Raw genomic sequence first — 23514 nt, 5'->3', positions numbered from 1 at the left:
CGAGTGATCAAACGCAAGATGTCCAACTGGCCGCTCAAACGGGCCGAGCATCGCAACCAGACACCACCCCCACCGGACACCATCACCATCACCCAGCGAGACACAACTACCTAAGTCACCGGCATTGGGCTTAGGCCGCCCCGTCCCGGAGGCCGGCGACGGCCGCGGCCATCCGCTGGACCGTCCCGCCGGCTCAGGTCCCGCGACCCGTCAGGGCTCGGTCGTCGAGACCACGAACAGCCGGGGGCGCTCCTCGCGGGTGAGGTCGACGGTGACGGACACCTCAGGTTCGGCGCCGGACTGGTGGATCACGGTGCCGGCGAACACCCGGGACGGGTCGTCGAAGTTCCAGCCGACCGTGTCCGCCTCGGCGCGGCTGATGGTGACGCCCTCCTCCAGATCGCCGTAGTCGGCGCCCAACTCCTCGAGGAAGCCACTCAGCTGCCCCGGCGAACACCGGAACTCGACATACATGGTGCTCCGCTCCCACGAGTTGGTCTCGTAGTAGCCGACGTAGGCCGCGCCCTCCGGGATGGGGATGTCGTAGATCCGGCGGCTGACCTTGCTCGGCCACTCGTAGATCAGCGCCCGCGCCGACGCCGTGCGCGCCTTGTCCTCGCCGCTGTCCCGGCTCTGGTAGGCGGAGAGCGCCAGATAGCCGGCCGGGATGGCGATCAGCAGGAAGACGGTGACGAACGCGAGCCAGCGGTGGCGGGGCCGGTGCGGCGGTCGCTGGGGGCCGGCGGGCGCGGTGGTGGGGGTGACGGTGCTGGTCATGGTCTGGCCGTCCGTCCCCTCGGGGTGAGCAGGTCGAAACCGGTGCGGTGGTGCACCCGCTCGGCGCGCGCCGCGCGGCGGCGGTTGGCACGGCGGAAGCGGCGGGCGACCAGCCGGGCCAGGTCGGCGGCGCCGACCATGCCGGCCTCGGCGCCCAGCTCGGCCCGGACGATCTTCGCCTCGGGGCGGTAGCCGCGGCCGGTCAGCTGGCGCCTGAACGCCTCCCTGGCCGGCCGGATCAGCAGGTCGTCGGCGTCGCTGACGCCGCCGCCGATCACGAAGCAGGCCGGGTCGAGCGCGGCGGCCAGGTTGGCGATGCCGACGCCGAGCCAGCGGCCGACGTCCTCCAGCAGCTCGACGCACATGGCGTCGCCCTCCCGGGCCAGGTCGCTGATCAGCGGCCCCGTGATGTCGGCGATCTGGCCGTCCACCCGGTCCAGGGTGCGCTGGGCCACCGGCGAGTCGGCGGCGGCCAGCTCGCGGGCCTCGCGCACCAGCGCGTTGCCCGAGCTGTACTGCTCCCAGCAGCCGCGGTTGCCGCACGGGCAGCGGTGGCCGCCGGGCACCACCTGCATGTGGCCGAACTCCCCGGCCACCCCGTAGGCGCCGCGCTTGACCTTGCCGCCCTCCAGTATGGCGCCGCCGATCCCGGTGCCAAGCGTGATCATGACCAGGTGGTCGGCGCCCCGGCCGGCGCCGAACCGCCACTCGCCCCAGGCGGCGGCGTTGGCGTCGTTGTCCACCAGGACCGGCACCGCCAGCCGGGCGGCGAGGGCGTCGCGCAGCGGCTCGTTGCGCCAGGCCAGGTGGGGGGCGAAGAGCACCCGGGAGCGGTCGGCGTCCACCCAGCCGGCGGCGCCGATGCCGACGGCGTGCACGTCGTGCCGGTCGGAGAGGTCGAGGACCAGCTCGGCGATGGTGTCCTCCACCACCTTGGGGCTCTTCGACTTGTCCGGGGTCTCGGCGCGCAGCCGCTCGAGCACCGTGCCGTCGGCGTCCACCACCCCCGCCATCACCTTGGTGCCGCCGATGTCGATGCCCACCGTCGGCACCCGGGGGGCCGAGGCGGGCGAGCGGCGCTCACGCGTGGCGATGGCGCGCTGCACGGTCGTCCGCGCCGTCCGGCGGTTCACTCGCTCACGGTAGGTACTCATCGGCTCGATTGTGCCTCACGCCGCTGACGGGCCGCCCTCCGGCGCCGGTCTTCCGGTCGGCCGCCGTGGCGGCCGGCCGCGGCGCCGGTGGCGCCGGGCCGGGTGAGCGGCTGCGGCTCGGGGCGGCGGCCGGCGCACGGCTCGAAGGCGTCGGCGCGGCGGTCGGCGAAGGCTCAGCCCGGCGGCTCGTCGCGCGGGTCGGGGAGGGAGCGCAGCAGGCCGCGGGTGTAGGGGTGCGCGGCGCCGCGCGCGATGCGGGCGGTGGGCGCGTGCTCCACGACGCGCCCGGCGTACATCACGGCGAGCCGGTCGCTGAGTTCGAGCAGCGGGGTGAGGTCGTGGGTGACGAGGACGACGCTGACGCCGAACCGGTCGCGCAGTCCGACGATCTCGTCCAGGATCTCGCGCTGGGCGACGACGTCGAGGGCGCTGGTCGGCTCGTCCATGATGACGACCTCGGGGTCGAGGGCGAGGGCCATGGCGATGACGACGCGCTGCCGCGTGCCGCCGGACAGCTCGTGCGGGTGGCCGCGCGCCAGCTCCGGGTCGACGCCGACGGCGGCCAGCAGCTCGCGGGCGCGCTCCCGGCGTTCACCGGCGGCCATCCGGGGGCGGTGGGCGCGGAAGATGTCGTCGAACTGCCTGCCGACGGTGGTGACGGGGTTGAGGGCGTTCATGGCGCTCTGGAAGACCATGGAGAGCCGGTTCCGGCGGAAGGCGCGCAGCTCCTCGCCACGCAGCGCGGTGAGGTCGGTCTCGACCGCGTCCCGGCCGTGGAAGGTGACCCGGCCGCGGGTGAGCCTGGCGGGCGGGCGCAGCATCCGGCCGATGGCGTGGGCGAGGGTGGACTTGCCGCATCCCGGCTCGCCGGCGATGCCGAGGATCTCGCCGCGGCGCAGTTCGAGGCTGACGTCGCGGACGGCGTGCAGCGGGCGTTCGCCGTCGTAGACGACGTCGAGGTGCTCGGCGCGCAGCACGACGTCGGTCGCCGGGGCGGCCGTCGGGGCGGCGGCGGCGAACGCCCGGCGGGCCCCTACGATGCTCGGTACGGTCATGGGACTCCCCGATGCTCGGCTGGCCTTGCTCGGCTGGCTCGTGCCGCGCGGCGCGCGTGGAAGGGGGGTGCGGCGCGGCCTGAAGGTGGGGCGGGTGGATCTGGTGGCGCGTGGATCTGACGACGGATCTGAGACGGCGCGTTGTGGCAGGAAATTAAGGCCGCCGATTACCGGGTGTCAATGCCCCTCGGCGTCCCGTCACGGTTTATCCGCACGCCGAGCTGAACCGGATTAGTGGACGGCCTGGTGAATACCGTTCCGGAGCAGGGGATGTGGAGATGGTGAAACGTCCCACCATGCAGGACATAGCGCGGCGGGCCGGCGTCACCAAGGCCGCCGTGTCCTTCGCGCTCAACGGCAGGCCCGGGGTGTCCGAGCCGACCAGGCGGCGGATCCTGGCCATCGCGGACGAGCTCGGCTGGCAGCCGAGCAGCGCCGCCCGTGCCCTCTCCGACGGCCGGGCCGGCAGCTTCGGCCTCGTCATCGACCGGCCGGCCCGCACGCTGGGCCTCGAACCGTTCTTCATGCAGCTGATCTCCGGCATCCAGGCCGAACTGGTCCGCCACACCACGCCGTTGCTACTCACCATGGCCGAGGACCAGGCCGCCGAGATCGCCCTCTACCGGGACTGGTGGGCGCGGCGCCTGGTGGACGGGGTGTTCGTCGTCGACCTGCAGCTGGGCGACGCGCGGGTGCCGGTGCTGGAGGAGCTCGGCATGCCGGCCGTGGTGCTGGGCGCGCCGCTGGGCACCGGCTCGCTGCCCGCCGTGTGGAGCGACGAGGCGGCGGCGGTGGCCACGGTCGTCTCCCACCTGCGGCAGCTCGGGCACCGGCGGATCGCCCGGGTGGCGGGGCCCGCGCGCCTGCGGCACACCTGGGTCCGCACCACGGCGTTCGAGCGGGCCACGCGGGGCGCGGGGATGGCGGGCCGCACCGTGGAGACCGACTACAGCGGCGAGCGTGGCGCGGCCGCCACCGCCGAGCTGCTGCGCGACGCCGCCCCCGCCACGCGGCCCACCGCGATCCTCTACGACAACGACGTGATGGCCCTGTCCGGCCTCACGGCCGCGCGGGGCCTGGGGCTCGCGGTGCCGGCCGACCTGTCGATCGTGGCCTGGGACGATTCGGCGCTGTGCGAACTGGTCGACCCGCCGCTGACCGCGCTCAGCCGGGACATCCGCGGCTACGGCGCGCACGCGGCGCGCCGCCTGCGGGAGGCGGCCGGCGGCGCCCCGGTGGGCGACCTCCAGGACGCGGCGCCCTCCCTGACGCTGCGCCGCTCGACGGGGCCGGCACCCGACACGCTCGGCGGGTGAACCGGTTCAGCTCGGGCAGGGCGAAAAGGAACGAAGGGCGTGCTGTGAACGACGAGGAATACCGAATCCTGGGCGCGACCGACATCGCCACCGCGGTGTGTTCCGGCGAACTCCGGGCGGTCGACGTGGTCGCCGCCGCGCTGCGGCGGATCGCCGAACTCGACGGCGGGCTGAGGGCGTTCACCGAGGTGTGGCGGGAGGCCGCGCTGGCGGACGCCCGGGCCGTCGACGCGGCGGTGCGGCGCGGCGGTCGGCCGCCGCTGGCCGGGGTGCCGATCGCGGTGAAGGCCACGGAGGGGCGCGGGTCCGAGCAGAGCCGGCGGCTGGTGGCGGCCGGCTGCGTGCCGGTGGGCGCTACCGCCGTGCCAGGGCCCGGCACCCCGTGGCGGACCTGGGGCGTGACGGGCCGTGGGCGGACGCGTAACCCGTGGCTGCCGGACCGCTCCCCCGGCGGCTCGTCGGCCGGCTCGGCGGTGGCCGTCGCCGCCGGCATGGTGCCGCTGGCCACCGGCAGCGACGGCGCCGGCTCGGTCCGGATCCCGGCCGCCTGGTGCGGCGTCATCGGCCTCAAGCCGACCAACGGCCGCTTGCCGGCCCGCGACCGCGCGGGGCTCAATGTCGGCGGCCCGCTGGCCCGGCGGGCCGCCGACGCCGCGGCCTGGCTGCGGGCGGTGGCGGGCCCGGTGCCGCCGGCCGCCGACCGCCCGGCGCGGGTCGTCTGGTCACCGGCTCTCGGCTTCGCCGACCCCGACCCGGCGGTGGCGGAGGTGGCGCACGCCGCGCTCCGCGGGCTTCCGGGTCTTGTCCCCGTCGAGGTGCCGGTGCGGCTGCGCGACCCGGGTCCGGCCTGGGCCGCCCTGCGCGCCGGCGGCGGCGACCGTGCCCTCAACGACGCGGCGCTCGCCTCGTTGTTCGCCGCCGTCGACCTGCTGGCCACCCCCACCACGCCCAACCGGCCCCACGGCCACCACGGCCCGGGGCCTGTCGTGTCGGCGGCCCTGACCTGGGCGTTCAACCTCAGCGGCCACCCCGCGGTCACCCTGCCCGCCGGCCGCACGCCGGACGGCGCGCCGGTCGGGCTCCAGCTGGTCGCGCGCCACGGCGAGGAGGCGTTGTTGCTCACGCTGGCGCGAGACGCCCCGCCGCTCCCCTGCCCGCCCCGGCCAGCCCTCCGTTGAGCGCGGGCCCGGTCGTCCTCGGGCTCACTCCCCCAGGCGGCGCAGGGTCCGCATGGCCTCGCGCTCCAGCCGGGCGAGGTCGGTCAGGACGGCGCCCGCCCGTTCGAGGTAGTCGGCGTCGCCCGTCTCGCCGGCCCGGGTGATCAGGGTCGCGACCTCCGTCCACCCGGTGGCCGCCTCGGCGTACCGCCGGTGGCCGGCGCGCAGGTGTCGGTCGTCGAGCAGGTGGGCGCACTCGGCGAGGAAGTCGCGGTAGAGGTTGCGGAACAGGGCGCCGCCGGTGCCGGCCCGCTCCATCAGTCGGGCGGCCCCCGGCAGGTCCCGCGCCGGGTCCTCGGCGCGCTGGAGCCAGGTCCGCACCAGCCGGCCGGCCTTCTCGACGCCGCGGTGGCCGAGGTTGGCGATGGGCGGGTCGAGGAAGGCGTCGGCGCAGGCGGTGACGGCGGGGACGATCCGGTCCCGGGGCGCGGGCGCGTCCGGGGGGACGGTGAGGGTGAAGGACCGGTGCCTGGCGGTCATCGGGCCGCGTGCCGCCCTGGCCCTGGCGAGGCTGGTCAGGCTGGTGGTGACCGCCCCGCCCTGCTGCTCGGTGTCGACCAGCCGGGCGTCGTGCTCGTCGTAGCCGTACATGGCGACGACATGGCCGCCGAAGTGCGCCTTCGAGGTGAAGTACGCCAGGTGGTGGCTGTCGAGCTGGAGTCCGACGGGGCGACCGGCGTCGATGGGCGCCGCCACGTTCTCCCAGGCCCTGCGGGGCGAGGTGGTCTCCCTGACGACGAGGTCGAGACCGAGCCTGGCGGCCAGGTTCCTGGTGAGCTCGAACGGCCTGACCCGTCCGCCGAGGAAGGGGAAGCCCATGTTCCTGGCGTCCCAGTAGACGAACGACAGGCCGGAGCCGAGGCCGAAGAGCATGGGCTCGGACAGGTCGAGCCCCTGGTGCCGCAGCAGCACCCCGAGGGTCGTGGTCTCGCAGTGCTGCCCGCCGCGGGCGTCGACGTCCCGCACCGTGGTCATGCCGTGCTCTCCTGGACGGGGATGGTCAGTCGGGTCATGAACTCCTCCTGCGGTGCCTCGCCGGGGCCGACGAGGTAGGTCTCCCGCACGGGCGCCAACGGGCGCAGCCCGCGCTCGTGCACGGCGGCGAAGAGCGCGTGATAGGCCAGCGGCAGTTGGGCGTAGGGCCCGACGTGCACGGTCTCGGCGACGGGCCCGCCCGGCAGCGCCTCGAACTCCAGGCCGGGGGCGCCCTGCCCGTGCGGCGTCCGCGCTCCGACGGCGATCGCCGTCCGCTCACCCAGGTCGAGCGGGTAGAGCGCGCACAGCGGCGGCTCCCAGGCGATCCCCGTCTCGCCCAGCACGGTCAGCAGCCGGCCCAGGCACTCCCCGACCGTCCGCCCGATCTCGGCCGGGCCGCAGACCGCGCGCACCACCGCAAGACCACGCTCCGGCTCCCTGCCCAGCGTCACCTCGTAGCCGGGCAGGCCGCCCTCCGCCAGCCGCTCCAGCATCCCGAGCCGCGCCTGGTCCCGGCTGATCCGCTCGGCCAGCCGGTCCCGCTCGGCGCGCAGGATCTCCGCCCGGTGCCCGGGCTCGGCGGCCAGGGCCCTGGCGATCACGGCCAGCGGCAGGTCCATCTCGCGCAGCAGGGCGATGGTCAGGGCGTCGCGGGCCTGTTCCGGCGCGTAGTAGCGGTAGCCGGAGCCGGGGTCCACCAGGGCCGGGGTCAGCAGCCCCGTCTCGTCGTAGTGCCGCAGCTGCTTGACGCTGAGCCGGCACAGGCGGGCGAAGCGCCCGATGGTGAGCAGTTCGTCGTGCACGCCCTCATGGTGGACCCTCCCCCCGTGGGAGGGTCCACCGCCGGCTCAGCTGGGCACCCGGCGGCCGATGAGTTCGGGAGGCGGCGCGGGTCTGTCCCTTTCGACGGCATGGGTGGCGGGCGAAGGGTGGAGCGATGGCCGGGCTGCGGGAGATCCTGGGGCGGCGGGTGGCGGACGGTGCGCTGCCGGCCGCGGTGGCGTTGGTGGCCGGCGGCGACCACGTGGAGGTCGCGGCGGCGGGCCCGGTGGGCCGGGACAGCGTCTTCCGAATCGCCTCGTTGACCAAACCCGTCACGGCCGCGGCCGTGCTGGCGCTGGTGGACGAGGGGCGGATCGGCCTGGCGGATCCGGTCGGGCGGTGGCTGCCGGAGTTGGCGGCGCCCGACGTGGTGCGGCATCCGGCCGCGCCGGTGACGGACGTGGTGCCGGCCGAGCGGGCCATCACGGTCGAGGACCTGCTCAGCTCGCGGGCCGGCTACGGCTTCCCGGCGGACTTCTCGCTGCCCGCCGCCCGGCTGTTGTTCGAGGGCGTGCAGAGCCATCCGTTGGAGCCGCAGTTCCGCGCCGCGCCGGACGAGTGGCTGGCGGAGCTGGCCCGCGTTCCGCTGCTGCACCAGCCGGGCGAGTCCTGGCTGTACAACACCTGCTCCGACCTGCAGGGCCTGCTGGTGGAAAGGGTCACCGGCCGGCCGCTGCCCGAGTTCCTGGCCGAGCGGTTCTTCGAACCGCTGGGGATGGTGGACACCGGCTTCGCGGTGCCGGCCGGGAAGCTGGGCCGTTTCACCACGCTGTACCGGCCGCTTGCCGGGGGAGGGCTGGAAGTGGCCGACGAGCCGGGCGGTCAGTGGAGCCGGCCGCCGGCCTTCCCGTCCGGGGCCGGCGGCCTGGTGTCGACGGTGGACGACCTGCTGGCGTTCGCGCGGCTGCTGCTGGACGGCGGCCGCGGGCTGCTGTCGGCGGAGTCGGTGCGGCGGATGACCACCGACCAGCTCACCGCGGAGCAGCGGGAGGCGGGCCGGCTCTTCCTCGAAGGCCAGGGCTGGGGCTACGGCGGCTCGGTCGACGTGGCGGTCGTCGATCCGTGGAACGTGCCGGGGCGCTACGGCTGGGTCGGCGGCAGCGGGACGGCGGCGCACCTGGTGCCGGCCACCCGCGGCGTCGCGATCCTGCTGACCCAGGTGTGCATGACGGGGCCGACGCCGCCGCCGCTGATGCGGGAGTTCTGGCGGTACGCGGCGGGGGTCACCAGCGGATCGGGAGATGGAGCGGGCCGCGGATGAGGATCCCGGGGTGCCAGGGCACGGCGGCGGGGTCGGCGTCGAGGGCCAGGTCCGGGGCGCGTTCCAGCAGGGCGCGCAGCGCGATCCGCCCTTCGAGGCGGGCCAGCGGGGCGCCCAGGCAGTAGTGGATGCCGTGGCCGAAGGCCAGGTGGCCGCCGGTGTCGCGGCGGATGTCGAAGCGGTTCGGGTCGGGGAAGCGGGCCGGGTCGCGGTCGGCGTCGGCGAGGGCGGGGAGGACGAGGTCGCGGCGCGGGATGACGACGCCGCCGAGCTCGATGTCCTCGGCGGCGAAGCGGACGGTGGGCGTCGGCACCGGGCCGTCGTAGCGCAGGATCTCCTCGACGGCGTTGTCCAGCAGCGACCAGTCGGCGCGCAGCGCGGCCAGCTGCTCGGGGTGGTTGAGCAGCGCCAGCACCCCGTTGCTGATCAGGCCGACCGTGGTCTCGTGGCCGGCGATGAGCAACAGCCAGCACATGCCGAGGAGTTCCTCCTGCGAGAGCTGGTCGCCCGCGCCGTCGGCGGTGCCGAGCAGCGCGCTCAGCAGGTCGTCGCCCGGCTGCTGGCGCTTGGCGGCCAGCAGGCCGATCAGGTACTCGGTCATCGCGGCCAGGGTCGCCTCCGCCTCGTCCATCGCGGCGGCGCCGGTCATCACCTGCGACCAGCGGCGGAAGCGGTCCCGGTCCAGGTAGGGGACGCCGAGGAGTTCGCAGATCACGGTGATCGGCAGCGGGAAGGAGAAGGCGGAGACCAGGTCCGCGCGCCGGTCGGGGGCGGCCAGCATCGCGTCGAGCAGTTCGTCGGTGAGCTGCCGCACGCGCGGCGCGAGGGCCGCGACCCGGCCCGGGGTGAACTCGCGGGAGACCAGGCGGCGCAGCCGGGTGTGGTCGGGCGGATCGGTGATCAGCAGGTGCGGGCCCGGCGCGATCCGTTCGATGTCGGTCTCGTCGACGCCGGTCGGGTAGGCCTTGACCAGGCGCGGGTCGGTGAGCGCGGCCCGGGCCTCGGCGTGGCCGACGATCAGCCAGGCCGGGTAGTCGCCCGGCAGGCGGACGCGGTGCACCGGGCCGCGCTCGCGCATCGCCGCGAAGTAGCGGTAGGGGTCGCGCGTGAAGTCCTCGCCGGCCGCCAGCAGATCGACCACGTCCATGCCGCCCCCAGGTTCGCCGGATGGGTCCTCGCCCCCGGGGTCGATGCTACGAGGGGGGCCGGCGGTCCGGTCAACACCGCCTCGGGCGGGGCCGGAAGCGGCGGGCGGCGGCGCCGGGTCCGTGTGGGGTGCGGTCCCGGCGCCGCCGGTGGGGGGACGCGGTCAGGTGGTGGGGGGGGACGGCTCAGCAGCCGTGGTCGATCAGGTCGAACGAGGCGTAGTGGTCGGCGGTGTAGTAGTCCTCCTGGTAGGAGTCGCCGGTGACGACGCGGCGGGCGCCGCGGGTCGGGCTGCCGGGCGTCTCCACCGTGTACTCGTGGTAGTAGCCGGTGGGTTGCGAGGGGAGCAGGCCCTCGCGGTTGTAGAAGGTGCCGCCGTCCTGGGGGTAGGGGAAGGGGCCGCCCTGTTCGATCAGGTCGAGGGTGTCGTGGGCCTGGGAGGGGAGGTCCGAGTAGCAGACGTCGCCGTAGGCGAGCGCGGCGGCGGAGCCGGTGGGAGCGAGGGTGGGGGTGGGGGTGCTGGCGGTGGCCGGGGCGCCGACGAGGAAGGTCAGCAGCAGGGCGCCGAGGGCGCCGGCCCGGACGGACCTGGCGCGGAGCCCGGTCGCACGCAAGTTCATGCCCATGCCAATCAGTGTGACGCGCGTAGCGCGTCGGCCGTCAACCACGCCTCGCCGATATTTCCCAGGAGTTCACACGGCCGGGCGCGGCTTCACGCGTCCCCCGCAGCCGGAAGGCGGTCCGCCAGTTCCGACGGCGGCCGCGCCGCCGGCCATTACCTCCCACGTCATCGACGACCGGCCCGCGGCGGGCGAGGGTTGGGTCAACCGGAACCCACCCCCCGAGGGAGCTGATGACCGATGTCCGCACTCGCCTTCACCACCACGCCCGCCACGCCCGAGCTGAGGCTGCGCCGTTGGCTGGCGCTCGACGCCGTCGTCACGGGCGGCAACGCGCTGGCGTACCTCGCCGCCGCGGGCCCGGTCGGGCGGCTGCTCGGCTTGGACACCGCGCTGATCGCCGGAGTGGGAGCGTTCCTGCTGCTGTTCGCGGCCGGGGTCGGGTGGCTGGCGAGCCGGCCGGAGCCGCCGGTGACCGCGGTGCGGTGCGTCATCGAGGCGAACGCCGCCTGGGCGGTGACCAGCCTCGCCGCTGTGGTCCTGTGGCTGGGGCCGAGCACCGCCGGTGCCGTGTGGATCCCGGCGCAGGCCCTGGTGGTGGCCGCTCTCGCGGCGGCCCAGTACGCGGCGCTGCGGGCCGTGCCGCGCTGATTCGCCGCCCGCGTGCCCCCGGCCGCGCGGCTACCCGGCCAGCTCCGCCAGGTGCCGCGCGGTCGCCGCGTCGGCCGGCAGGAAGGTCTCCAGGGCCAGCTCGGAGACCGTCACGTCGACCGGGGTGTTGAACGTGGCGATGGTGGAGAGGAACGACAGCCGTCGGCCGTTGATCCGGACGATCAACGGCAGGGCGGCCAGGCCGTGCTCGCCTGCCCGCTCGTCGCCGCCGGGCGGCGCGGGGTAGGCCGCGACCTCCTCGTACAGGGCGCGCAGCGGCTCGGAGCGGAGCAGGGCCAGCTGACGGCGCATCTGGTCCAGCAGATGGCCGCGCCACTCCTGGAAGTTGAGGATCCGGGGGGCGAGTCCGCGCGGGTGCAGCGTGATCCGCATCGCGTTGGGCGGCTGGGCGAGCAGCTCGGGGGCGACGCCGTCGAGCAGCAGCGAGGCGCCGCGGTTGGCCCCCCACACCCGGTAGGTGCCGTCCAGAACGAGCGCCGGGTAGGGGTCGTAGCCGGTGAGCAGCCGGTCCAGGCCCAGCCGCACCACCTCGAGCGCCGGGGAGTCGAACGAGGACTCCGGGTACTCCGGCGCGTGACCGGCGGCGACGAGCAGGGCGTTGCGCTCCCGCACGGGGACGTCCAGGTGCTCGGCGAGCCGCAGCACCATCTCCCGGCTGGGCCGGGTCTTGCCCGTCTCGACGAAGCTGATGTGCCGGGCGGAGGAGTCGGCGCGCAGCGCCAGGTCCAGCTGGCTGACCCCGGCCCGCTGGCGCCACTCCCGCAGCATGGGGCCGACGCCGGTGGCGGCGGTCGTGGGGGCGGCGCTGGGCATGCCGCGAGCGTAACCCCGGGGTGAGGGGGCGCACCACCTCGGGGAACGTGCCGGGCGGCGGGGAAGGTCCGGTCAGCGCGTCAGTCCGTCAGTTCGCGGTAGCGGGCCGCGAGTCGGCGGGCGCCGGCCTCGGTGAGCGAGCCGTGCAGCCGCAGCCTCGCCACCCCGCCGTCGGGGTGGACGTCCAGCCTGGCGTGGGTGGCCGGGCCGGCGTCGGGCAGCACCAGGCGGTGCACCGCGTCGGGCCGGAGCGGGGTGCCGCGCAGCACGGTGCGCCACGCCGCGCCCGGCGTGTCGGCGTCGAGCAGCGAGAGGGTGGCCCAACCGGGGGCGTTGCCCTTGTAGTTGCCGGTGTCGATCTCCACGGCGCGGATCACGCCCTGCCCGGCGAGCCGCAGCCGCAGCCAGTCGTGGCCGTGGTCGCGGCGCCTGCGGGTCTCCCAGCCCTCGTGCATCTCCCGGGAGCGGCCGGGGTGGATGACGTGCGCGGGCGGCGAGTAGAAGCGGTCCGAGGCGTCCTCGGCGGCGCCGCCGTGCTCCAGGGCCGCGAGGTCGAAGGTGCCGAGCGCGGCCAGCCAGGCCGGGTCGGCCACCGGCTCGCCGTGCGCCCGCAGCCTGGCCACGCCGCCGTCCGGGTACTGGCTGAGCCGCAGGTGGGTGAAGCGCCGCTCGACGCCGTGGACGGGGAAGGCGTTGGCGGCGTGGCCGCCGACCGGGGTGCGGGGCAGCAGTTCGGTCCAGCCGCCCGCGCCGGCCGGGTCGGCCGTCGCCTCGACGCGGACCGCGGCCGGGTGGTTGCCCCGGAAGTGGGCGGTGTCCACGACGAGTCCGCGGACGACGCCGGGGACGCCGAGCCGGACGACGGCCCAGTCGTGGTCGTCCTCCGCCGGGTGCGGGGCGTCGGCCGAGGCGCCGCGCCGGCGGCGGGTCTCCCAGCCGTCCATGACCTTGCCCTTGTGGCCGTAGGCGGCGGGGTCGAAGTGGGCGGGCTCGGGGCGGACCAGGTTCTCGCGCTCCGCGAAGAACTCGTCGCTCGCGGCGGTGACGGAGCCGCCGAGCCGGCGGTCGGCGAGGTCGGGCAGGTGGGCGAAGGGCAGGTCGCCGGGCGCCGGGGCACGGTAGTCGGCGTAGGGGTCGCCGCCCGCGTAGGGGCGGGCCTGGCCGGTGAAGTCGGTGCCGGTGAACCCGGTGCCGGTGGGCGGGCCGCCGGGCGACGGGGTGGGGGCGCTCATGCGGCGGGTCCTCTCGTGAGCAGCCGGCCGGCGGCGGGCCCGGTGACGCGGCCGTCCTCCGCGATCAGCCGGCCGCGCAGCCAGGTGGCGCGGACCACCCCGTGCAGGGTGCGGCCGGCGTAGGCGGTGACGGGGTTGCGGTGGTGGAGGGCGGCCGGGTCGACGGTGAAGGTGGCCTCGGGGTCGAGGACGGTCAGGTCGGCGTCCATGCCGGGCGCGATGGCGCCCTTCTGGGCGAGGCCGGCGAGCCGGGCGGGTCCGGTGGCCATCCAGCGGACGACGTCGGCGAGCCGGTGGCCACGGGCGCGGGCGGCGGTCCAGACGGCGGGCAGCCCGAGTTGGAGGGAGGAGATGCCGCCCCAGGCGGCCCCGAAGTCGGGGACCTTGAGGTCGGCGGTGCAGGGCGAGTGGTCGGAGACGACGCAGTCCAGGGTGCCGGCGGCGAGCCCGGCCCAGAGCGCGTCCTGGTTGGCGGCCTCCCTGATGGGCGGGCAGCACTTGAACTCGGTGGCGCCGTCCGGGACCTCCTCGGCGGTCAGGGTGAGGAAGTGCGGGCAGGTCTCGGCGCTGATCCGGACGCCGTCGGCCCTGGCCTCGGCGATCAGCGGGAGCGCGGCCGCGGTGGAGAGGTGGAGCACGTGGACGCGGGTGCCGAACCGCCGGGCGAGGGCGATCAGGCGGCGGATCGCGTCGAGTTCGGCGGCGGGCGGCCGGGAGGCGAGGAAGTCGGCGTAGGCGCGGCTGCCGGTCGGGTCGGGGGCCTCGGCGAGCCGTGCCGGGTCCTCGGCGTGCGCGATCAGCAGGCCGTCGAAGGCGGCGATCTCGGCCATGGCGGCGGCCAGCCGCTCGGCGTCGAGCTCGGGGAACTCGTCGACCCCGGACGGCGAGAGGAAGCACTTGAAGCCGAAGACGCCGGCGTCGTGCAGCGGGCGCAGCCGGGCCGTGTTGTCGGGGACGGCGCCGCCCCAGAAGCCGAGGTCGGTGTGGGCGGCGGCGCGGGCGGCGGCGCGCTTGACGGCCAGGTGCTCGGGGGTGGTGGTGGGCGGGACGCTGTTGAGCGGCATGTCGATCAGGGTGGTGATCCCGCCGGCCGCGGCGGCCCGGGTGGCGGTGGCGAAGCCCTCCCATTCGGCGCGGCCCGGGTCGTTGATGTGCACATGGGTGTCGACGAGGCCGGGGAGCAGCGCCGCGGTGCCGTGGTCGACGAGTCGGGCGCCGGGCGGCGGGGCGGCGTCGTGCGGCAGCACGGCGGCGATTCGTCCGTCGGCGACGGCGACGCTCGCGGGGCGCTCGCCCTCGGGGGTGAGCACCCGGGTGGATCGCAGGAGCAACTCGGTACCGGCCAACGTCTCGCCCCCTCACAGGATTCAACAAGCTGTTGAACGACGATCCTCGGCGGCGACGGGCGGCACGTCAAGGACAGGTAGGCTTCCGGTAGCCCGCGACCACCGACTCGCGAGACCGACTTCGCGAGACCGACTCCCCCCAAGGATCGAGGAACGGGACGTGTCGTCCGACGTGCGCAAGTCCTCCGCCAGCGGCGGGGTTCAGTCTCTCGAGCGCGCCTTCGCCCTCCTCGAGCACATGGCGGACGCCGGGGGTGAGACGGGCCTGAGCGAGCTGGCCGGCAGCAGCGGTCTTCCGCTGCCGACGATCCACCGGCTGATGCGCACCCTGGTCGCCTGCGGCTACGTCCGCCAGCAGCCCAACCGCCGCTACGCGCTCGGCCCGCGGCTGATCAGGCTCGGCGAGAGCGCGGCCCGGCCGCTCGCGACCTGGGCGCGGCCGCATCTGGCGCGGCTGGTCGAGGAGACCGGCGAGACGGCCAACATGGCGCTGCTCGACGGCGACGAGGTGGTGTACGTGGCGCAGGTGCCGTCGCGGCACTCGATGCGGATGTTCACCGAGGTGGGCCGCCGGGTGCCGCCGCACTGCACGGGCGTGGGCAAGGCGCTGCTCTCCGGGCTGCCGGACGCCGAGGTGCGGGCGCTGCTGGTCCGCTCGGGGATGCCGCCGGCCACCGAGCGGACCATCACCACGCCCGGCGCCTTCCTGGCCGCGCTGCGCACGGTCCGGGAGAGCGGCTTCGCGCTGGACGACAACGAGCAGGAGATAGGCGTGCGGTGCGTCGCGGTGCTGGTCCCCGACTCGTCGACGGCCGCCGCGATCTCGGTGTCGGGCCCCGCGGGGCGGGTCACGGACGCGGCGACGGAGAAGATGGTCCCGCTGCTCCAGGAGGTGGCCAGGGACCTGTCGGCGTCGCTGGCCACGCCGCCGAGGGGAAGCGGCGTTCTCCGCTGACCCACCGGCGAGTTCTCCGCTGATCGAGCGAAGTCCACTTCGGCCCGGCGTCGCCCCAAAGGGGCGCGGGGAACGGCGCGACCAGCCACGACGGCGCCTCGGCCCAAAGACGGCACATCGCGGCACCTCCAGCGGAGCGCCTACGCTGACCGCATGACCTCGACCGCGCCCGTCGCCGGACTGCTGCTCGCCGCGGGCGGTGGGCGGCGACTCGGGGGGCGGCCCAAGGCGTTGTTGACGACGCGTGGGCGGCTCTTCGTGGAGCTGGCCGCGGGCGCGCTGCGCGCCGCGGGCTGCGATCCCGTGGTGGTGGTGCTCGGCGCGGCGGCCGAGCGGGTGCGGGAGCGGGCCGAGCTGACGGGCTGCCTGCTGGTGGACAACCCGGAGTGGGCGTCCGGCATGGGCTCCTCGCTGCGGGTCGGCCTGGCGGCGGTGGCACGCGCCGGCGCCGGCGCGGCGCTGGTGGCGCTCGTCGACCAGCCGGGCGTCGGGGCGGCGGCGATGGCCAGGGTGGCGGCCGCGTACCGCTCGCCCGAGTCGTTGGCGGCGGCCGCGTACGGCGGGCGGCGCGGGCATCCGGTGCTGATCGGCGCGGCGCACTTCGCGGCGGTCGCGGCGGAGGCCGAGGGGGACGCGGGGGCGCGCGGCTATCTGCGGGCGCGGGAGGCGCTGATCACGCTAGTGGAGTGCGGGGACGTGGCCGTGCCCGACGATGTCGACGAGCCGGGAGATCTCATTGATCTTCCATCATGAGGAAACTAACATCCGTTATCCGCCTGCCTGAAGGAGTGACCGCCCATGTCCGCCGTCACCGTCGCAGCCCCGACCGTCCTGCCCCGGCAGGAGGAGGTGCTGACCGAGGAGGCACTCGACTTTCTCGCCGAGCTGCACCGGCGGTTCACCCCGCGCCGGGACGAGCTGTTGGAGCGGCGCGCGCACCGCCGCGCCGAGGTCGCCAGGACCGGCGCGCTCGACTTCCTGCCCACCGCCGCCGTCCGGGACGGCGACTGGCAGGTGGCGCCGGCGCCGCCGGCCCTGCTCGACCGCCGGGTGGAGATCACCGGGCCGACCGACCCCAAGATGACCGTCAACGCGCTCAACTCGGGCGCCCGGATCTGGCTCGCCGACTTCGAGGACGCCTCCTCCCCCACCTGGGCCAACGTCATCGGCGGCCAGCTCAGCCTGGCCGACGCGTTCCGCCGCCGCATCGACTTCACCGACGAGCGCGGCAAGCGCTACGCGCTCAAGCCCGACGAAGAGCTGGCCACCGTCGTGATGCGGCCGCGCGGCTGGCACCTGGACGAGCGGCACCTGACCGTCGAGGGCCGCGCGATCCCGGGAGCGCTGGTCGACTTCGGGCTCTACTTCTTCCACAACGCGGCCCGCCTGATCGCGCTCGGCAAGGGCCCCTACTTCTACCTCCCCAAGCTGGAGTCCCACCTGGAGGCCCGGCTGTGGAACGAGGTCTTCCTGCACGCCCAGGAGGCGCTGTCCATCCCGCGCGGCACGGTGCGGGCCACGGTGCTGATCGAGACCATCACGGCCGCGTTCGAGATGGAGGAGATCCTGTACGAGCTGCGCGAGCACGCCTCGGGGCTCAACGCGGGCCGCTGGGACTACCTGTTCTCGATCGTCAAGAACTTCCGCGACGCGGGCCCGGGTTACGTGCTGCCGGACCGCAACGCGGTGACGATGACGGCGCCGTTCATGCGCGCCTACACCGACCTGCTGGTCCGCACCTGCCACAAGCGCGGCGCGCACGCGATCGGCGGCATGGCCGCGTTCATCCCGTCCCGCGACGAGGCGGTCAACGCCGAGGCGTTCCGTAAGGTCAGGGCCGACAAGGACCGCGAGGCCGGCGACGGCTTCGACGGCTCCTGGGTGGCGCACCCCGGCCTGGTCCCGGTCGCGCGGGAGTCCTTCGACGCGGTGCTCGGCGACCGGCCGCACCAGAAGGACCGGCTGCGCGAGGACGTCAAGGTCACGGCGGCCGACCTGCTGGCCATCGACTCGCTGGACGCCAAGCCCACCCACGACGGGCTGTGCAACGCCATCCAGGTCGGCACCCGCTACCTCCAGTCCTGGCTGGCCGGCCGGGGCGCGGTCGCGGTGTTCAACCTGATGGAGGACGTGGCCACCGCCGAGATCTCCCGCTCGCAGATCTGGCAGTGGCTGAACGCCGGCGTGGTGCTGGACAACGGCGAGACGGTGACCCACGACTACGTCTGCCAGGTCGCCGCCGACCAACTGGTGGCGATCCGCGACGAGATCGGCGAGGACGCCTTCATCGAGGGCCGCTGGGAGCGGGCCTACGACCTGCTGCTGCGGATCGCGCTCGACGAGAGTTACGTCGACTTCCTGACCCTGCCGGCGTACGAACTGCTGGACTAGGTCACCGTGACGGGGTGCCTGACGACCGCGTCGAACAGGTACCCCTGCTGGTTGAAGACCGCGCGCTCCGGCTGGGTCGCGCCCGTCACGTCCGTGGCGCGGGCCAGCAGCTCCACCCGGCCGGGCGCGGTCGGGGTCCAGTCGAGCGACCAGCGGGTCCAGCCGTCGCGACGCGGGGTGTCGTGCAGCCTGGCCGGCCGCCAGCGGGTGCCGCCGTCCGTGCTGACCTCGACCGCCCGCACCCCGCCGGCACCCGACCAGGAGCGGCCGGTGAGCAGCTGCTCGCGGCCGGCGGCCAGCGGGGCCTCCCAGGGCAGTTCGAAGGCGCTCTTGAGCGTCTGCCGGGTGAGCGGCGCGCTGCCCTCCGGCGGGTGCGCCGGGCCGAAGAGGCGGTAGAGGTCGGTGTTCCACGGGCTGTACAGCGGCTCGGCGCTGACCTCGATGTCGCCGACCCACTTGACGGAGGAGATGCCCACCCAGGACGGCACGAGCACCCGCACCGGGTGCCCGTGGTCGGGCGGCAGCGGCTCGCCGTTCATCTCGTAGGCGAGCAGCACGTCGTCCAGCGCCTTGGCGACCGGCAGCGGGCGCCGCACATGGCCCATGCTGGCGCCGTCCGAGCCGAACACCTCGGCGTCCAGGCCGCGCGGCTGGACGTCGACGGCGTGCCGGGTGACCCCGGCCAGCCGCAGCACGTCACGCAGCCGGGCGCCGCGCCAGCGGGCCACGCCGATGGCGCCGAGGGTCCAGGCGGTGCCGCTGACCGTCTCGCCCTGCTGACTGGCGTAGAAGCTGCGGCCGTTGCCCGCGCACTCGACGAACGCGGAGTGCTCGACGGCCGGCAGCGCGCGCAACGCGGCCAGGTCGAACTCGACCTCGCCGCCCGCCAGGCCACTCCCCCACACCCGCAACCGCCAGGAGTCGGCGTCGAGTCGGGGCGTCGTGGTGTGGTTGCGGACGAAGAAGAGCTCGTTGGGGGTGTGGTAGCCGGTGCCGCGCAGCGCCGCGAAGCGGGTCTCGGCGTTGGTGCCGCGGATCGCGAAGTGCTCCTCGGGCAGCGGCTTGACGATGCCGGCAGCGGCGACGGCCCGGGGCGCCAGCGGGCCGCCGACGGCGGCCGCGGCCCCGGCGGCGGCGAGCAGCCCGAGCAGCCGGCGCCGCCCGATGCCCGCGGCGCGCGCCTCCCCGTCGAGGAACTGGCGCAGCCGGCGGCGGTCGTGGGTCCTCTCGTCGTTGGTCATGCCACCCGATCCTGCTGGGCGGCGCCCGGGGACTCCATTGCGGCACATTGCCGCTCGATGAACATTCGTCAGGCGTCGGCGACGATCCCCGCGAGTCGGCGGGCCTGGGTGGCGGCCTCGCGGGCGATGGTCTGTTCGTCGGCGGTGAGCAACCGGCCGTCCTCGACCACGGGCACGCCGTTCACCAGCGCCAGGGTGACGGGCGCCGGCGGGCCGAGGACCAGGGCCGCGACGGGGTCGGCGATGGTGGAGTGGCCGAGCCCGTCGAGCCGCCACAGCACCACGTCGGCCAGCCGGCCCGGGGTCAGCGCCCCCAACTCGCCGGCCCTGCCCAGCACCTGGGCGCCGCCGTAGGTGCCGAGGCGCAGCGCCCGGCGGGCGGTGAGGGCGCGCTCGCGGTGCGGTCCGAGGCGGCTGACCAGCAGCGCGTTGCGCAGTTCGGTGTGCAGCTCGCCGCTCTCGTTGGAGGCGGTGCCGTCCACGCCGAGGCCGACCGGGACGCCGGCGGCCAGCAGGTCGGGGACGCGCGCGATGCCGGCGGCCAGGCGGGCGTTGGAGGAGGGGCAGTGGGCGACGCCGGTGCCGGTGCGGGCGAACGCGGCGATGTCGGCGTCGGTCATGTGCACGCAGTGCGCCATCCACACGTCGGGGCCGAGCCAGCCGGTGGACTCGAAGTACTCGGTGGGGCCCATGCCGAACAGCTCGTGGCAGAACCGCTCCTCCTCCACCGTCTCCGAGCCGTGGGTGTGCAGCCGCACCCCGAGACGGCGGGCCAGCGCCGCCGACTCGCGCATCAGCTCGGTGGAGACGGAGAACGGCGAGCAGGGCGCGACGACGATCCGCAGCATCGCGTCCTCGGCCGGGTCGTGGTGCTCGGCGACGGCGGCCTCGGTGGCGCGCAGCGCGTCCTCGATGGTCTCGACGGCGAAGTCGGGCGGCAGCCCGCCGTCCGAGGCGCCCCGGTCCATCGAGCCACGGGCCGCGGTGAACCGGACGCCGAGCTCGCGGGCGGCGCCGATCTCGGCGCCGAGCAGGTCGCCCGCGCCCTCCGGGAAGACGTAGTGGTGATCCATCGCGGTGGTGACGCCGCCGCGGACCATCATGGCGAGCGAGGCGCGGGCCGCGGCGCGCACCATCTCCTCGTCGATCCTGGCCCACACCGGGTAGAGCGCGACCAGCCAGTCGAAGAGGTTGGCGTCCTGCGCCAGGCCCCTGGTGAGCCACTGGTAGAAGTGGTGGTGGGTGTTGACCAGGCCGGGGGTGGCCAGGTGCCCGGTGGCGTCGATCACCCGGGTGACGCCGGCGAGCCCGGCCGGGGCGGGGCCCGGGCCGACGGACTCGATGCGGTTGCCCGCGATGACCAGGTGGCCGCGCTCGTGCTCGGTGTCGTGCTCGTCGACGGTGGCGACGGCGCAGTTCTCGATGACGGTCCTGGCGAGGGTCATGCCGGGCCTCCTGGCCACGGGGCGGTCAGGTCGACGGGGACGCGCTGCTCCGCGCCGTCCCGCAACACGGTCGCCTCGATCAGCCCGTAGGGGCGGTCGGCCGCGAAGTAGACCGCGCCGTCCGGGCCCTCGTTGGCCAGCCCGAAGGGTTCGAGGTCGACCAGGAAGTGATGCTTGTTCGGCAGCGAGAGCCGGATCTCCTCGACGCCCGGCAGCTCCTCGATCACCCGGGAGCCCATGGCGAAGAGCGTCTGCTGGAGCGAGTACGAGTAGGTGGTGGCGAAGGCGTCCAGGAGGTACGCGCGGGCGGCGGCGTGCGCGGCGTCCCAGTCGGGGGCGGCGCCGGCCGCCCCGGTGCCGTCGTGGGCGTGCCGCCAGACGGCGGTGACGTCGGTGGCCAGGACCCGGTCGGTGGTCTCGGGCAGCGTGGTGTAGCGGTCCTTCAGGTAACCGTGGAACTCGGAGTCCGTGGTGTTGAGGACGGTGACGCCGGTGAGACCGCTGAGTATCTCGGCGCGCCGGCCGTCGAAGGTGATCTGGGCGGTGCGGGTGCCGCCGCCGGCGCGGACGAAGGAGTGCGCGGCCTCGCCCGGCGTGGGGATCCGCTCCCAGGCGTACTCCTCGATCCTGATCCTCGCCCGGTGGATGGTGGGCTGGCCGGCGACGAAGTGCCGGGCCAGCAGCAGGCCGAAGTCCTCGGGCGAGGCGATGCCGTGCTCGCGGGCGAGGGCGAAGACGGTGTTCTTGGTGGTGTCGGTGGTGAGGACGGCCGCGTTGTCGCCTGAGCGGTGCACGGCCTCCATGTCGCCGGAGAGGGCGACCGAGACGTTGAGGTCGCGGACGTGGTGGGTGGTGCCGTCCCTGGTGACGCGCACCACCCGGGTCTCGGCCTTGCCGTACTGGTTCTGGCCGAGCCTGGTCGCCGGGGTCACGGGCGTGGCCTCCTTCAGCTTCCTCGGTAGACGGAGTAGCCGAACGGGCTGAGCAGCAGCGGCACGTGGTAGTGCTGGCCCGGCTCGACGGCGAAGGCGGTGGTGACCTCGGGGAAGAACGCCGGGTCCGGCTCCCGGTGGGCGGCGACGGCGAAGGTGAGCCGCGCCTGGAGGGCGCCCCCGGGCAGCGGCGGCAGCCCCGCGCAGCGGCCGTCGGCGTCGGTGGTGGCGGCGGCGTGCGGGGCCCAGGCGCCGTCGGCGGCGGCGCGGACGGCGAGTTGGACGGGGACGCCGGCCGCCGGGCGGCCGGCCGCGGTGTCCAGCACGTGGGTGGAGACGGTGGTGGTGGCCTCGGCGAGCCGGCCGAGGCGGATGGCGTTGATCTTGCCGAGCTCGGCGCGGGCGATCTCGGCCTCCACGTCGGGCGGGTTGTGCAACCGGGCGCGCAGCGCGGCGCGCATCCGCTCGCCGTCGAGGCCGGTGGCGCAGATCAGGAAGACGTGCCCGAAGCGCTCCTGGTAGGCGAGGTTGAGCTCGACCATCTCGGCCCTCAGCTCGTCCGGCGCGTCGGCCATGCCGCGCTGCTCGCGCGCCGAGACGGCGTCGCCGGGGGCGGGACGGCCGATGGGCGGGTGGCCGGCCAGCGCCTCGGCCAGGTCGACCGCCGTGAGCCCGGCGACCGCCCGGTCGTTGGCGGCGAACAGGTCGCCCCGCGCGGGATAGGGGCGGCCGGCGAGCAGTGCCTCGCCCCAGGCTCGCGAGGCGCACACGCGACGCAGCACCTCGCGCGCCGCGCGCTCGTCGGCGCCGTTGAGCCAGGCCAGACCTGGCGCCGGTGGTGACGTCATGGGGGACAGCTAAGCCGCCACGGCCAGCGACGTCAACAGTTTGTTGAACGGTTGAGGTAGTTGTAGACGGTGAAGCGGGACACCCCCAGGGCGCCGGCCACGGTCTCCACGCCGTGCCGCATGGCGAACGCCCCGCGCGCCTCCAGACCGCGCACGACCTGCTGCTTGGTGGCCCGGTCGAGCTCGGCCAGCGGCCGGCCGTGGCGGCGTTCGAGATCGCCGAGCATGTGGTCGAGGGAGGCGGACACCAGCGGCAGCCGCACGGCCGTGACGGGGGCACCGGCCCAGGACAGCAGCACGTCGTCCTCGCCGGCGCGCTCCGGCGGGACCAGCTCGCCGCCGATGGCGTCCACCAGCGGCCGGACGGCGGCGATGAAGTCCGCGCCGGGCCCGGGGGATTCGGCCGGCCGGCTCATATGGACTCCTCGCCGGACGGGTCCTCCGCCAGCGCGTTGACCTGGAGCGAGATCCGGGTGGCGCCGGCAGCGAGCGCCCGGCGCAGCACGGCGTCCACGGTGGTGAGCACGGCGTCGGCCGAGCCCTCCACGGTGTTGCCGAAGGGGCCGACGTCGACGGCGTCGAGCCCGGCGCCCGACACCACCTCGCGCGCGGCCAGGGCATGCGGGGGCGGCTCGTCCAGGTCGAACGGCTCCGTCGTGAACTCGAGTCTCAGTCGCACGCCGCCAACCTAATCGCTCCGCCGGGAGTGCCGCGACGGGCCGCCTTCCACGCCCTGCGGGGCGCGGCAGGTCAGTGGCCGGCCGGCCAGTCGAACTGGCGCGGCAGCCTGCCGCCGTACGGCGGGTGGGTCACCCCGGCCGGGACGTCCGGCGGCACGCCGTGCGGCGGCCCGAACAGCTCGACGGCCTGCCGCAGCTGCACCACGGCGGGCGCCAGCGCGCTGACCGAGCCCACGGCGCCGGCGATCATCAGCAGGGCGTTGCGCAGGGCGGCCGCCTCGGGCGCCGGGTCGCTCGCGGCCGCGCTCAGCAGCGCGAGCTGGTGCTCGGCGACCCCGCGATCGGCCAACGCCGCCGAATAGCCGTTGAGATCGCGGCGCAACCGCTCGATCGCCACGCGCAGGGCTCCCACGCGCGGATCAGCCCCGCCGGCCTGGGCACCGACCCAGCCCACGGGGACGTCCCGGACCAGGTCCGGGTGAGGCTGGGCGGGGGCTCTGTGCGCCCCGCTGGCAGCCTCGGTCTCTCCTGCCGCCACTCGGCCCCTCCCTGCCCGTCGATCTCGACGCCACCCGCGCCCGCCTGTCGGTGGTGCGGACAGGCCCAGTAAATATCA

Annotated in this window: 24 protein-coding genes; 7 read left to right on the top strand and 17 right to left on the bottom strand. The window is 75.3% G+C overall.

Annotated elements, in window-relative coordinates; genetic code table 11:
- Window positions 1–210: 210 nt before the first annotated feature.
- The 3 genes from RNC47_RS28075 to RNC47_RS28065 form a co-directional block, all read right to left on the bottom strand.
- Entirely contained in the window at window positions 211–777 is a 567-nt protein-coding gene (locus RNC47_RS28075; RefSeq protein WP_311602696.1) for a hypothetical protein, read from the bottom strand.
- Window positions 774–1931, bottom strand: a complete 1158-nt coding sequence (locus tag RNC47_RS28070; RefSeq protein ID WP_311602694.1) for an ROK family glucokinase — start codon at window positions 1929–1931, stop codon at window positions 774–776. The genes RNC47_RS28075 and RNC47_RS28070 overlap by 4 nt, the downstream gene beginning before the upstream one ends.
- 173 nt (window positions 1932–2104) lie before the next feature.
- Entirely contained in the window at window positions 2105–2986 is an 882-nt protein-coding gene (locus RNC47_RS28065; RefSeq protein ID WP_311602692.1) for an ABC transporter ATP-binding protein, read from the bottom strand.
- Between the two features lie 278 nt (window positions 2987–3264).
- Here RNC47_RS28065 and RNC47_RS28060 point away from each other — a divergent pair, with 278 nt between their 5' ends.
- Both RNC47_RS28060 and RNC47_RS28055 read left to right on the top strand, forming a co-directional pair.
- Window positions 3265–4302 carry a LacI family DNA-binding transcriptional regulator gene (locus RNC47_RS28060; protein ID WP_311602690.1) on the top strand — a complete coding sequence of 346 codons (1038 nt, stop codon included), beginning with the start codon at window positions 3265–3267 and terminating at the stop codon, window positions 4300–4302.
- A gap of 44 nt (window positions 4303–4346) precedes the next feature.
- A complete protein-coding gene (locus RNC47_RS28055) occupies window positions 4347–5480 on the top strand; it encodes an amidase (protein ID WP_311602688.1) in 1134 nt (377 codons plus the stop codon).
- A 24-nt stretch (window positions 5481–5504) separates the two neighbouring features.
- Here the strand turns inward: RNC47_RS28055 and RNC47_RS28050 are convergent, their stop codons facing one another.
- Window positions 5505–6494, bottom strand: coding sequence for a BtrH N-terminal domain-containing protein (locus tag RNC47_RS28050; RefSeq protein ID WP_311602687.1), 990 nt, complete (start codon window positions 6492–6494; stop codon window positions 5505–5507).
- Complete coding sequence (locus tag RNC47_RS28045) at window positions 6491–7297, bottom strand: MerR family transcriptional regulator (RefSeq protein ID WP_311602686.1); 807 nt, start codon at window positions 7295–7297, stop codon at window positions 6491–6493. The genes RNC47_RS28050 and RNC47_RS28045 overlap by 4 nt, the downstream gene beginning before the upstream one ends.
- 134 nt (window positions 7298–7431) lie before the next feature.
- Here RNC47_RS28045 and RNC47_RS28040 point away from each other — a divergent pair, with 134 nt between their 5' ends.
- Window positions 7432–8577 carry a serine hydrolase domain-containing protein gene (locus RNC47_RS28040; protein WP_311602685.1) on the top strand — a complete coding sequence of 382 codons (1146 nt, stop codon included), beginning with the start codon at window positions 7432–7434 and terminating at the stop codon, window positions 8575–8577.
- Here RNC47_RS28040 and RNC47_RS28035 read toward each other — a convergent pair.
- Together RNC47_RS28035 and RNC47_RS28030 are read right to left on the bottom strand one after the other, a co-directional pair.
- A complete protein-coding gene (locus RNC47_RS28035; RefSeq protein WP_311602683.1) occupies window positions 8540–9724 on the bottom strand; it encodes a cytochrome P450 family protein in 1185 nt (394 codons plus the stop codon). The two genes, RNC47_RS28040 and RNC47_RS28035, sit on opposite strands and share 38 nt — an antisense overlap.
- Before the next feature lie 184 nt (window positions 9725–9908).
- Complete coding sequence (locus tag RNC47_RS28030) at window positions 9909–10349, bottom strand: ribonuclease domain-containing protein (RefSeq protein WP_311602681.1); 441 nt, start codon at window positions 10347–10349, stop codon at window positions 9909–9911.
- A gap of 234 nt (window positions 10350–10583) precedes the next feature.
- Here RNC47_RS28030 and RNC47_RS28025 point away from each other — a divergent pair, with 234 nt between their 5' ends.
- Window positions 10584–10994: a hypothetical protein gene (locus RNC47_RS28025; RefSeq protein WP_311602679.1), complete on the top strand. Its 411-nt coding sequence runs from the start codon at window positions 10584–10586 to the stop codon at window positions 10992–10994.
- A 30-nt stretch (window positions 10995–11024) separates the two neighbouring features.
- On the opposite strand, the gene RNC47_RS28020 is transcribed toward RNC47_RS28025, so the two are convergent.
- From RNC47_RS28020 to allB, 3 genes are all read right to left on the bottom strand, one after another.
- Complete coding sequence (locus RNC47_RS28020; protein ID WP_311602677.1) at window positions 11025–11828, bottom strand: helix-turn-helix domain-containing protein; 804 nt, start codon at window positions 11826–11828, stop codon at window positions 11025–11027.
- An 80-nt stretch (window positions 11829–11908) separates the two neighbouring features.
- On the bottom strand, window positions 11909–13060 hold the full coding sequence (gene alc, locus RNC47_RS28015) for an allantoicase (protein WP_311602675.1): 1152 nt from the start codon (window positions 13058–13060) through the stop codon (window positions 11909–11911).
- Window positions 13057–14406, bottom strand: a complete 1350-nt coding sequence (gene allB / locus RNC47_RS28010; RefSeq protein WP_311602673.1) for an allantoinase AllB — start codon at window positions 14404–14406, stop codon at window positions 13057–13059. The genes alc and allB overlap by 4 nt, the downstream gene beginning before the upstream one ends.
- A 160-nt stretch (window positions 14407–14566) precedes the next feature.
- Between allB and RNC47_RS28005 the strand changes: the two genes are divergently transcribed.
- The 3 genes from RNC47_RS28005 (at window position 14567) to aceB (ending at window position 17752) form a co-directional block, all read left to right on the top strand.
- Window positions 14567–15361: an IclR family transcriptional regulator gene (locus RNC47_RS28005; protein ID WP_311602671.1), complete on the top strand. Its 795-nt coding sequence runs from the start codon at window positions 14567–14569 to the stop codon at window positions 15359–15361.
- Window positions 15362–15514: 153 nt separating this feature from the next.
- Window positions 15515–16114 carry a nucleotidyltransferase family protein gene (locus RNC47_RS28000; protein ID WP_311602670.1) on the top strand — a complete coding sequence of 200 codons (600 nt, stop codon included), beginning with the start codon at window positions 15515–15517 and terminating at the stop codon, window positions 16112–16114.
- A gap of 45 nt (window positions 16115–16159) precedes the next feature.
- A complete protein-coding gene (gene aceB / locus RNC47_RS27995) occupies window positions 16160–17752 on the top strand; it encodes a malate synthase A (RefSeq protein ID WP_311602668.1) in 1593 nt (530 codons plus the stop codon).
- Here the strand turns inward: aceB and RNC47_RS27990 are convergent.
- The 7 genes from RNC47_RS27990 to RNC47_RS27960 all read right to left on the bottom strand — a co-directional run bounded on the left by RNC47_RS27990 (window position 17749) and on the right by RNC47_RS27960 (window position 23352).
- Window positions 17749–18993, bottom strand: a complete 1245-nt coding sequence (locus tag RNC47_RS27990; RefSeq protein ID WP_311602667.1) for a sulfite oxidase — start codon at window positions 18991–18993, stop codon at window positions 17749–17751. The two genes, aceB and RNC47_RS27990, sit on opposite strands and share 4 nt — an antisense overlap.
- Before the next feature lie 68 nt (window positions 18994–19061).
- Window positions 19062–20438, bottom strand: coding sequence for an 8-oxoguanine deaminase (locus tag RNC47_RS27985; RefSeq protein WP_311602665.1), 1377 nt, complete (start codon window positions 20436–20438; stop codon window positions 19062–19064).
- On the bottom strand, window positions 20435–21370 hold the full coding sequence (gene pucL, locus RNC47_RS27980; RefSeq protein ID WP_311602663.1) for a factor-independent urate hydroxylase: 936 nt from the start codon (window positions 21368–21370) through the stop codon (window positions 20435–20437). The genes RNC47_RS27985 and pucL overlap by 4 nt, the downstream gene beginning before the upstream one ends.
- 14 nt (window positions 21371–21384) lie before the next feature.
- Complete coding sequence (gene uraD / locus RNC47_RS27975; RefSeq protein WP_311602662.1) at window positions 21385–22218, bottom strand: 2-oxo-4-hydroxy-4-carboxy-5-ureidoimidazoline decarboxylase; 834 nt, start codon at window positions 22216–22218, stop codon at window positions 21385–21387.
- A gap of 32 nt (window positions 22219–22250) precedes the next feature.
- Complete coding sequence (locus tag RNC47_RS27970; RefSeq protein ID WP_311602661.1) at window positions 22251–22634, bottom strand: helix-turn-helix domain-containing protein; 384 nt, start codon at window positions 22632–22634, stop codon at window positions 22251–22253.
- Window positions 22631–22897, bottom strand: coding sequence for a hypothetical protein (locus RNC47_RS27965; RefSeq protein WP_311602659.1), 267 nt, complete (start codon window positions 22895–22897; stop codon window positions 22631–22633). The genes RNC47_RS27970 and RNC47_RS27965 overlap by 4 nt, the downstream gene beginning before the upstream one ends.
- A 71-nt stretch (window positions 22898–22968) precedes the next feature.
- Entirely contained in the window at window positions 22969–23352 is a 384-nt protein-coding gene (locus RNC47_RS27960) for a DUF5955 family protein (RefSeq protein ID WP_311602657.1), read from the bottom strand.
- Between the last annotated feature and the right edge of the window lie 162 nt (window positions 23353–23514).

This window comes from Streptomyces millisiae (assembly GCF_031845425.1).
Lineage (GTDB): Bacteria > Actinomycetota > Actinomycetes > Streptomycetales > Streptomycetaceae > Streptomyces > Streptomyces millisiae.
Note: the sequence above shows the minus strand (reverse complement) of the source record. Positions and strands in the feature narration are given on the sequence as shown.

Excerpts from the sequence above, each read along its gene's own strand:
- RNC47_RS28030 (WP_311602681.1), bottom strand. The coding sequence starts at position 10,349 with ATGGGCATGAACTTGCGTGCGACCGGGCTCCGCGCCAGGTCCGTCCGG.
- RNC47_RS27990 (WP_311602667.1), bottom strand. The coding sequence starts at position 18,993 with ATGACCAACGACGAGAGGACCCACGACCGCCGCCGGCTGCGCCAGTTC.
- alc (WP_311602675.1), bottom strand. The coding sequence starts at position 13,060 with ATGAGCGCCCCCACCCCGTCGCCCGGCGGCCCGCCCACCGGCACCGGG.
- RNC47_RS28060 (WP_311602690.1), top strand. The coding sequence starts at position 3,265 with ATGGTGAAACGTCCCACCATGCAGGACATAGCGCGGCGGGCCGGCGTC.
- RNC47_RS28050 (WP_311602687.1), bottom strand. The coding sequence starts at position 6,494 with ATGACCACGGTGCGGGACGTCGACGCCCGCGGCGGGCAGCACTGCGAG.
- RNC47_RS28020 (WP_311602677.1), bottom strand. The coding sequence starts at position 11,828 with ATGCCCAGCGCCGCCCCCACGACCGCCGCCACCGGCGTCGGCCCCATG.
- RNC47_RS27985 (WP_311602665.1), bottom strand. The coding sequence starts at position 20,438 with ATGACCCTCGCCAGGACCGTCATCGAGAACTGCGCCGTCGCCACCGTC.
- RNC47_RS28035 (WP_311602683.1), bottom strand. The coding sequence starts at position 9,724 with ATGGACGTGGTCGATCTGCTGGCGGCCGGCGAGGACTTCACGCGCGAC.
- aceB (WP_311602668.1), top strand. The coding sequence starts at position 16,160 with ATGTCCGCCGTCACCGTCGCAGCCCCGACCGTCCTGCCCCGGCAGGAG.
- RNC47_RS28025 (WP_311602679.1), top strand. The coding sequence starts at position 10,584 with ATGTCCGCACTCGCCTTCACCACCACGCCCGCCACGCCCGAGCTGAGG.
- RNC47_RS28065 (WP_311602692.1), bottom strand. The coding sequence starts at position 2,986 with ATGACCGTACCGAGCATCGTAGGGGCCCGCCGGGCGTTCGCCGCCGCC.
- RNC47_RS28040 (WP_311602685.1), top strand. The coding sequence starts at position 7,432 with ATGGCCGGGCTGCGGGAGATCCTGGGGCGGCGGGTGGCGGACGGTGCG.
- RNC47_RS27970 (WP_311602661.1), bottom strand. The coding sequence starts at position 22,634 with ATGAGCCGGCCGGCCGAATCCCCCGGGCCCGGCGCGGACTTCATCGCC.
- RNC47_RS28000 (WP_311602670.1), top strand. The coding sequence starts at position 15,515 with ATGACCTCGACCGCGCCCGTCGCCGGACTGCTGCTCGCCGCGGGCGGT.
- RNC47_RS28070 (WP_311602694.1), bottom strand. The coding sequence starts at position 1,931 with ATGAGTACCTACCGTGAGCGAGTGAACCGCCGGACGGCGCGGACGACC.
- RNC47_RS28075 (WP_311602696.1), bottom strand. The coding sequence starts at position 777 with ATGACCAGCACCGTCACCCCCACCACCGCGCCCGCCGGCCCCCAGCGA.
- uraD (WP_311602662.1), bottom strand. The coding sequence starts at position 22,218 with ATGACGTCACCACCGGCGCCAGGTCTGGCCTGGCTCAACGGCGCCGAC.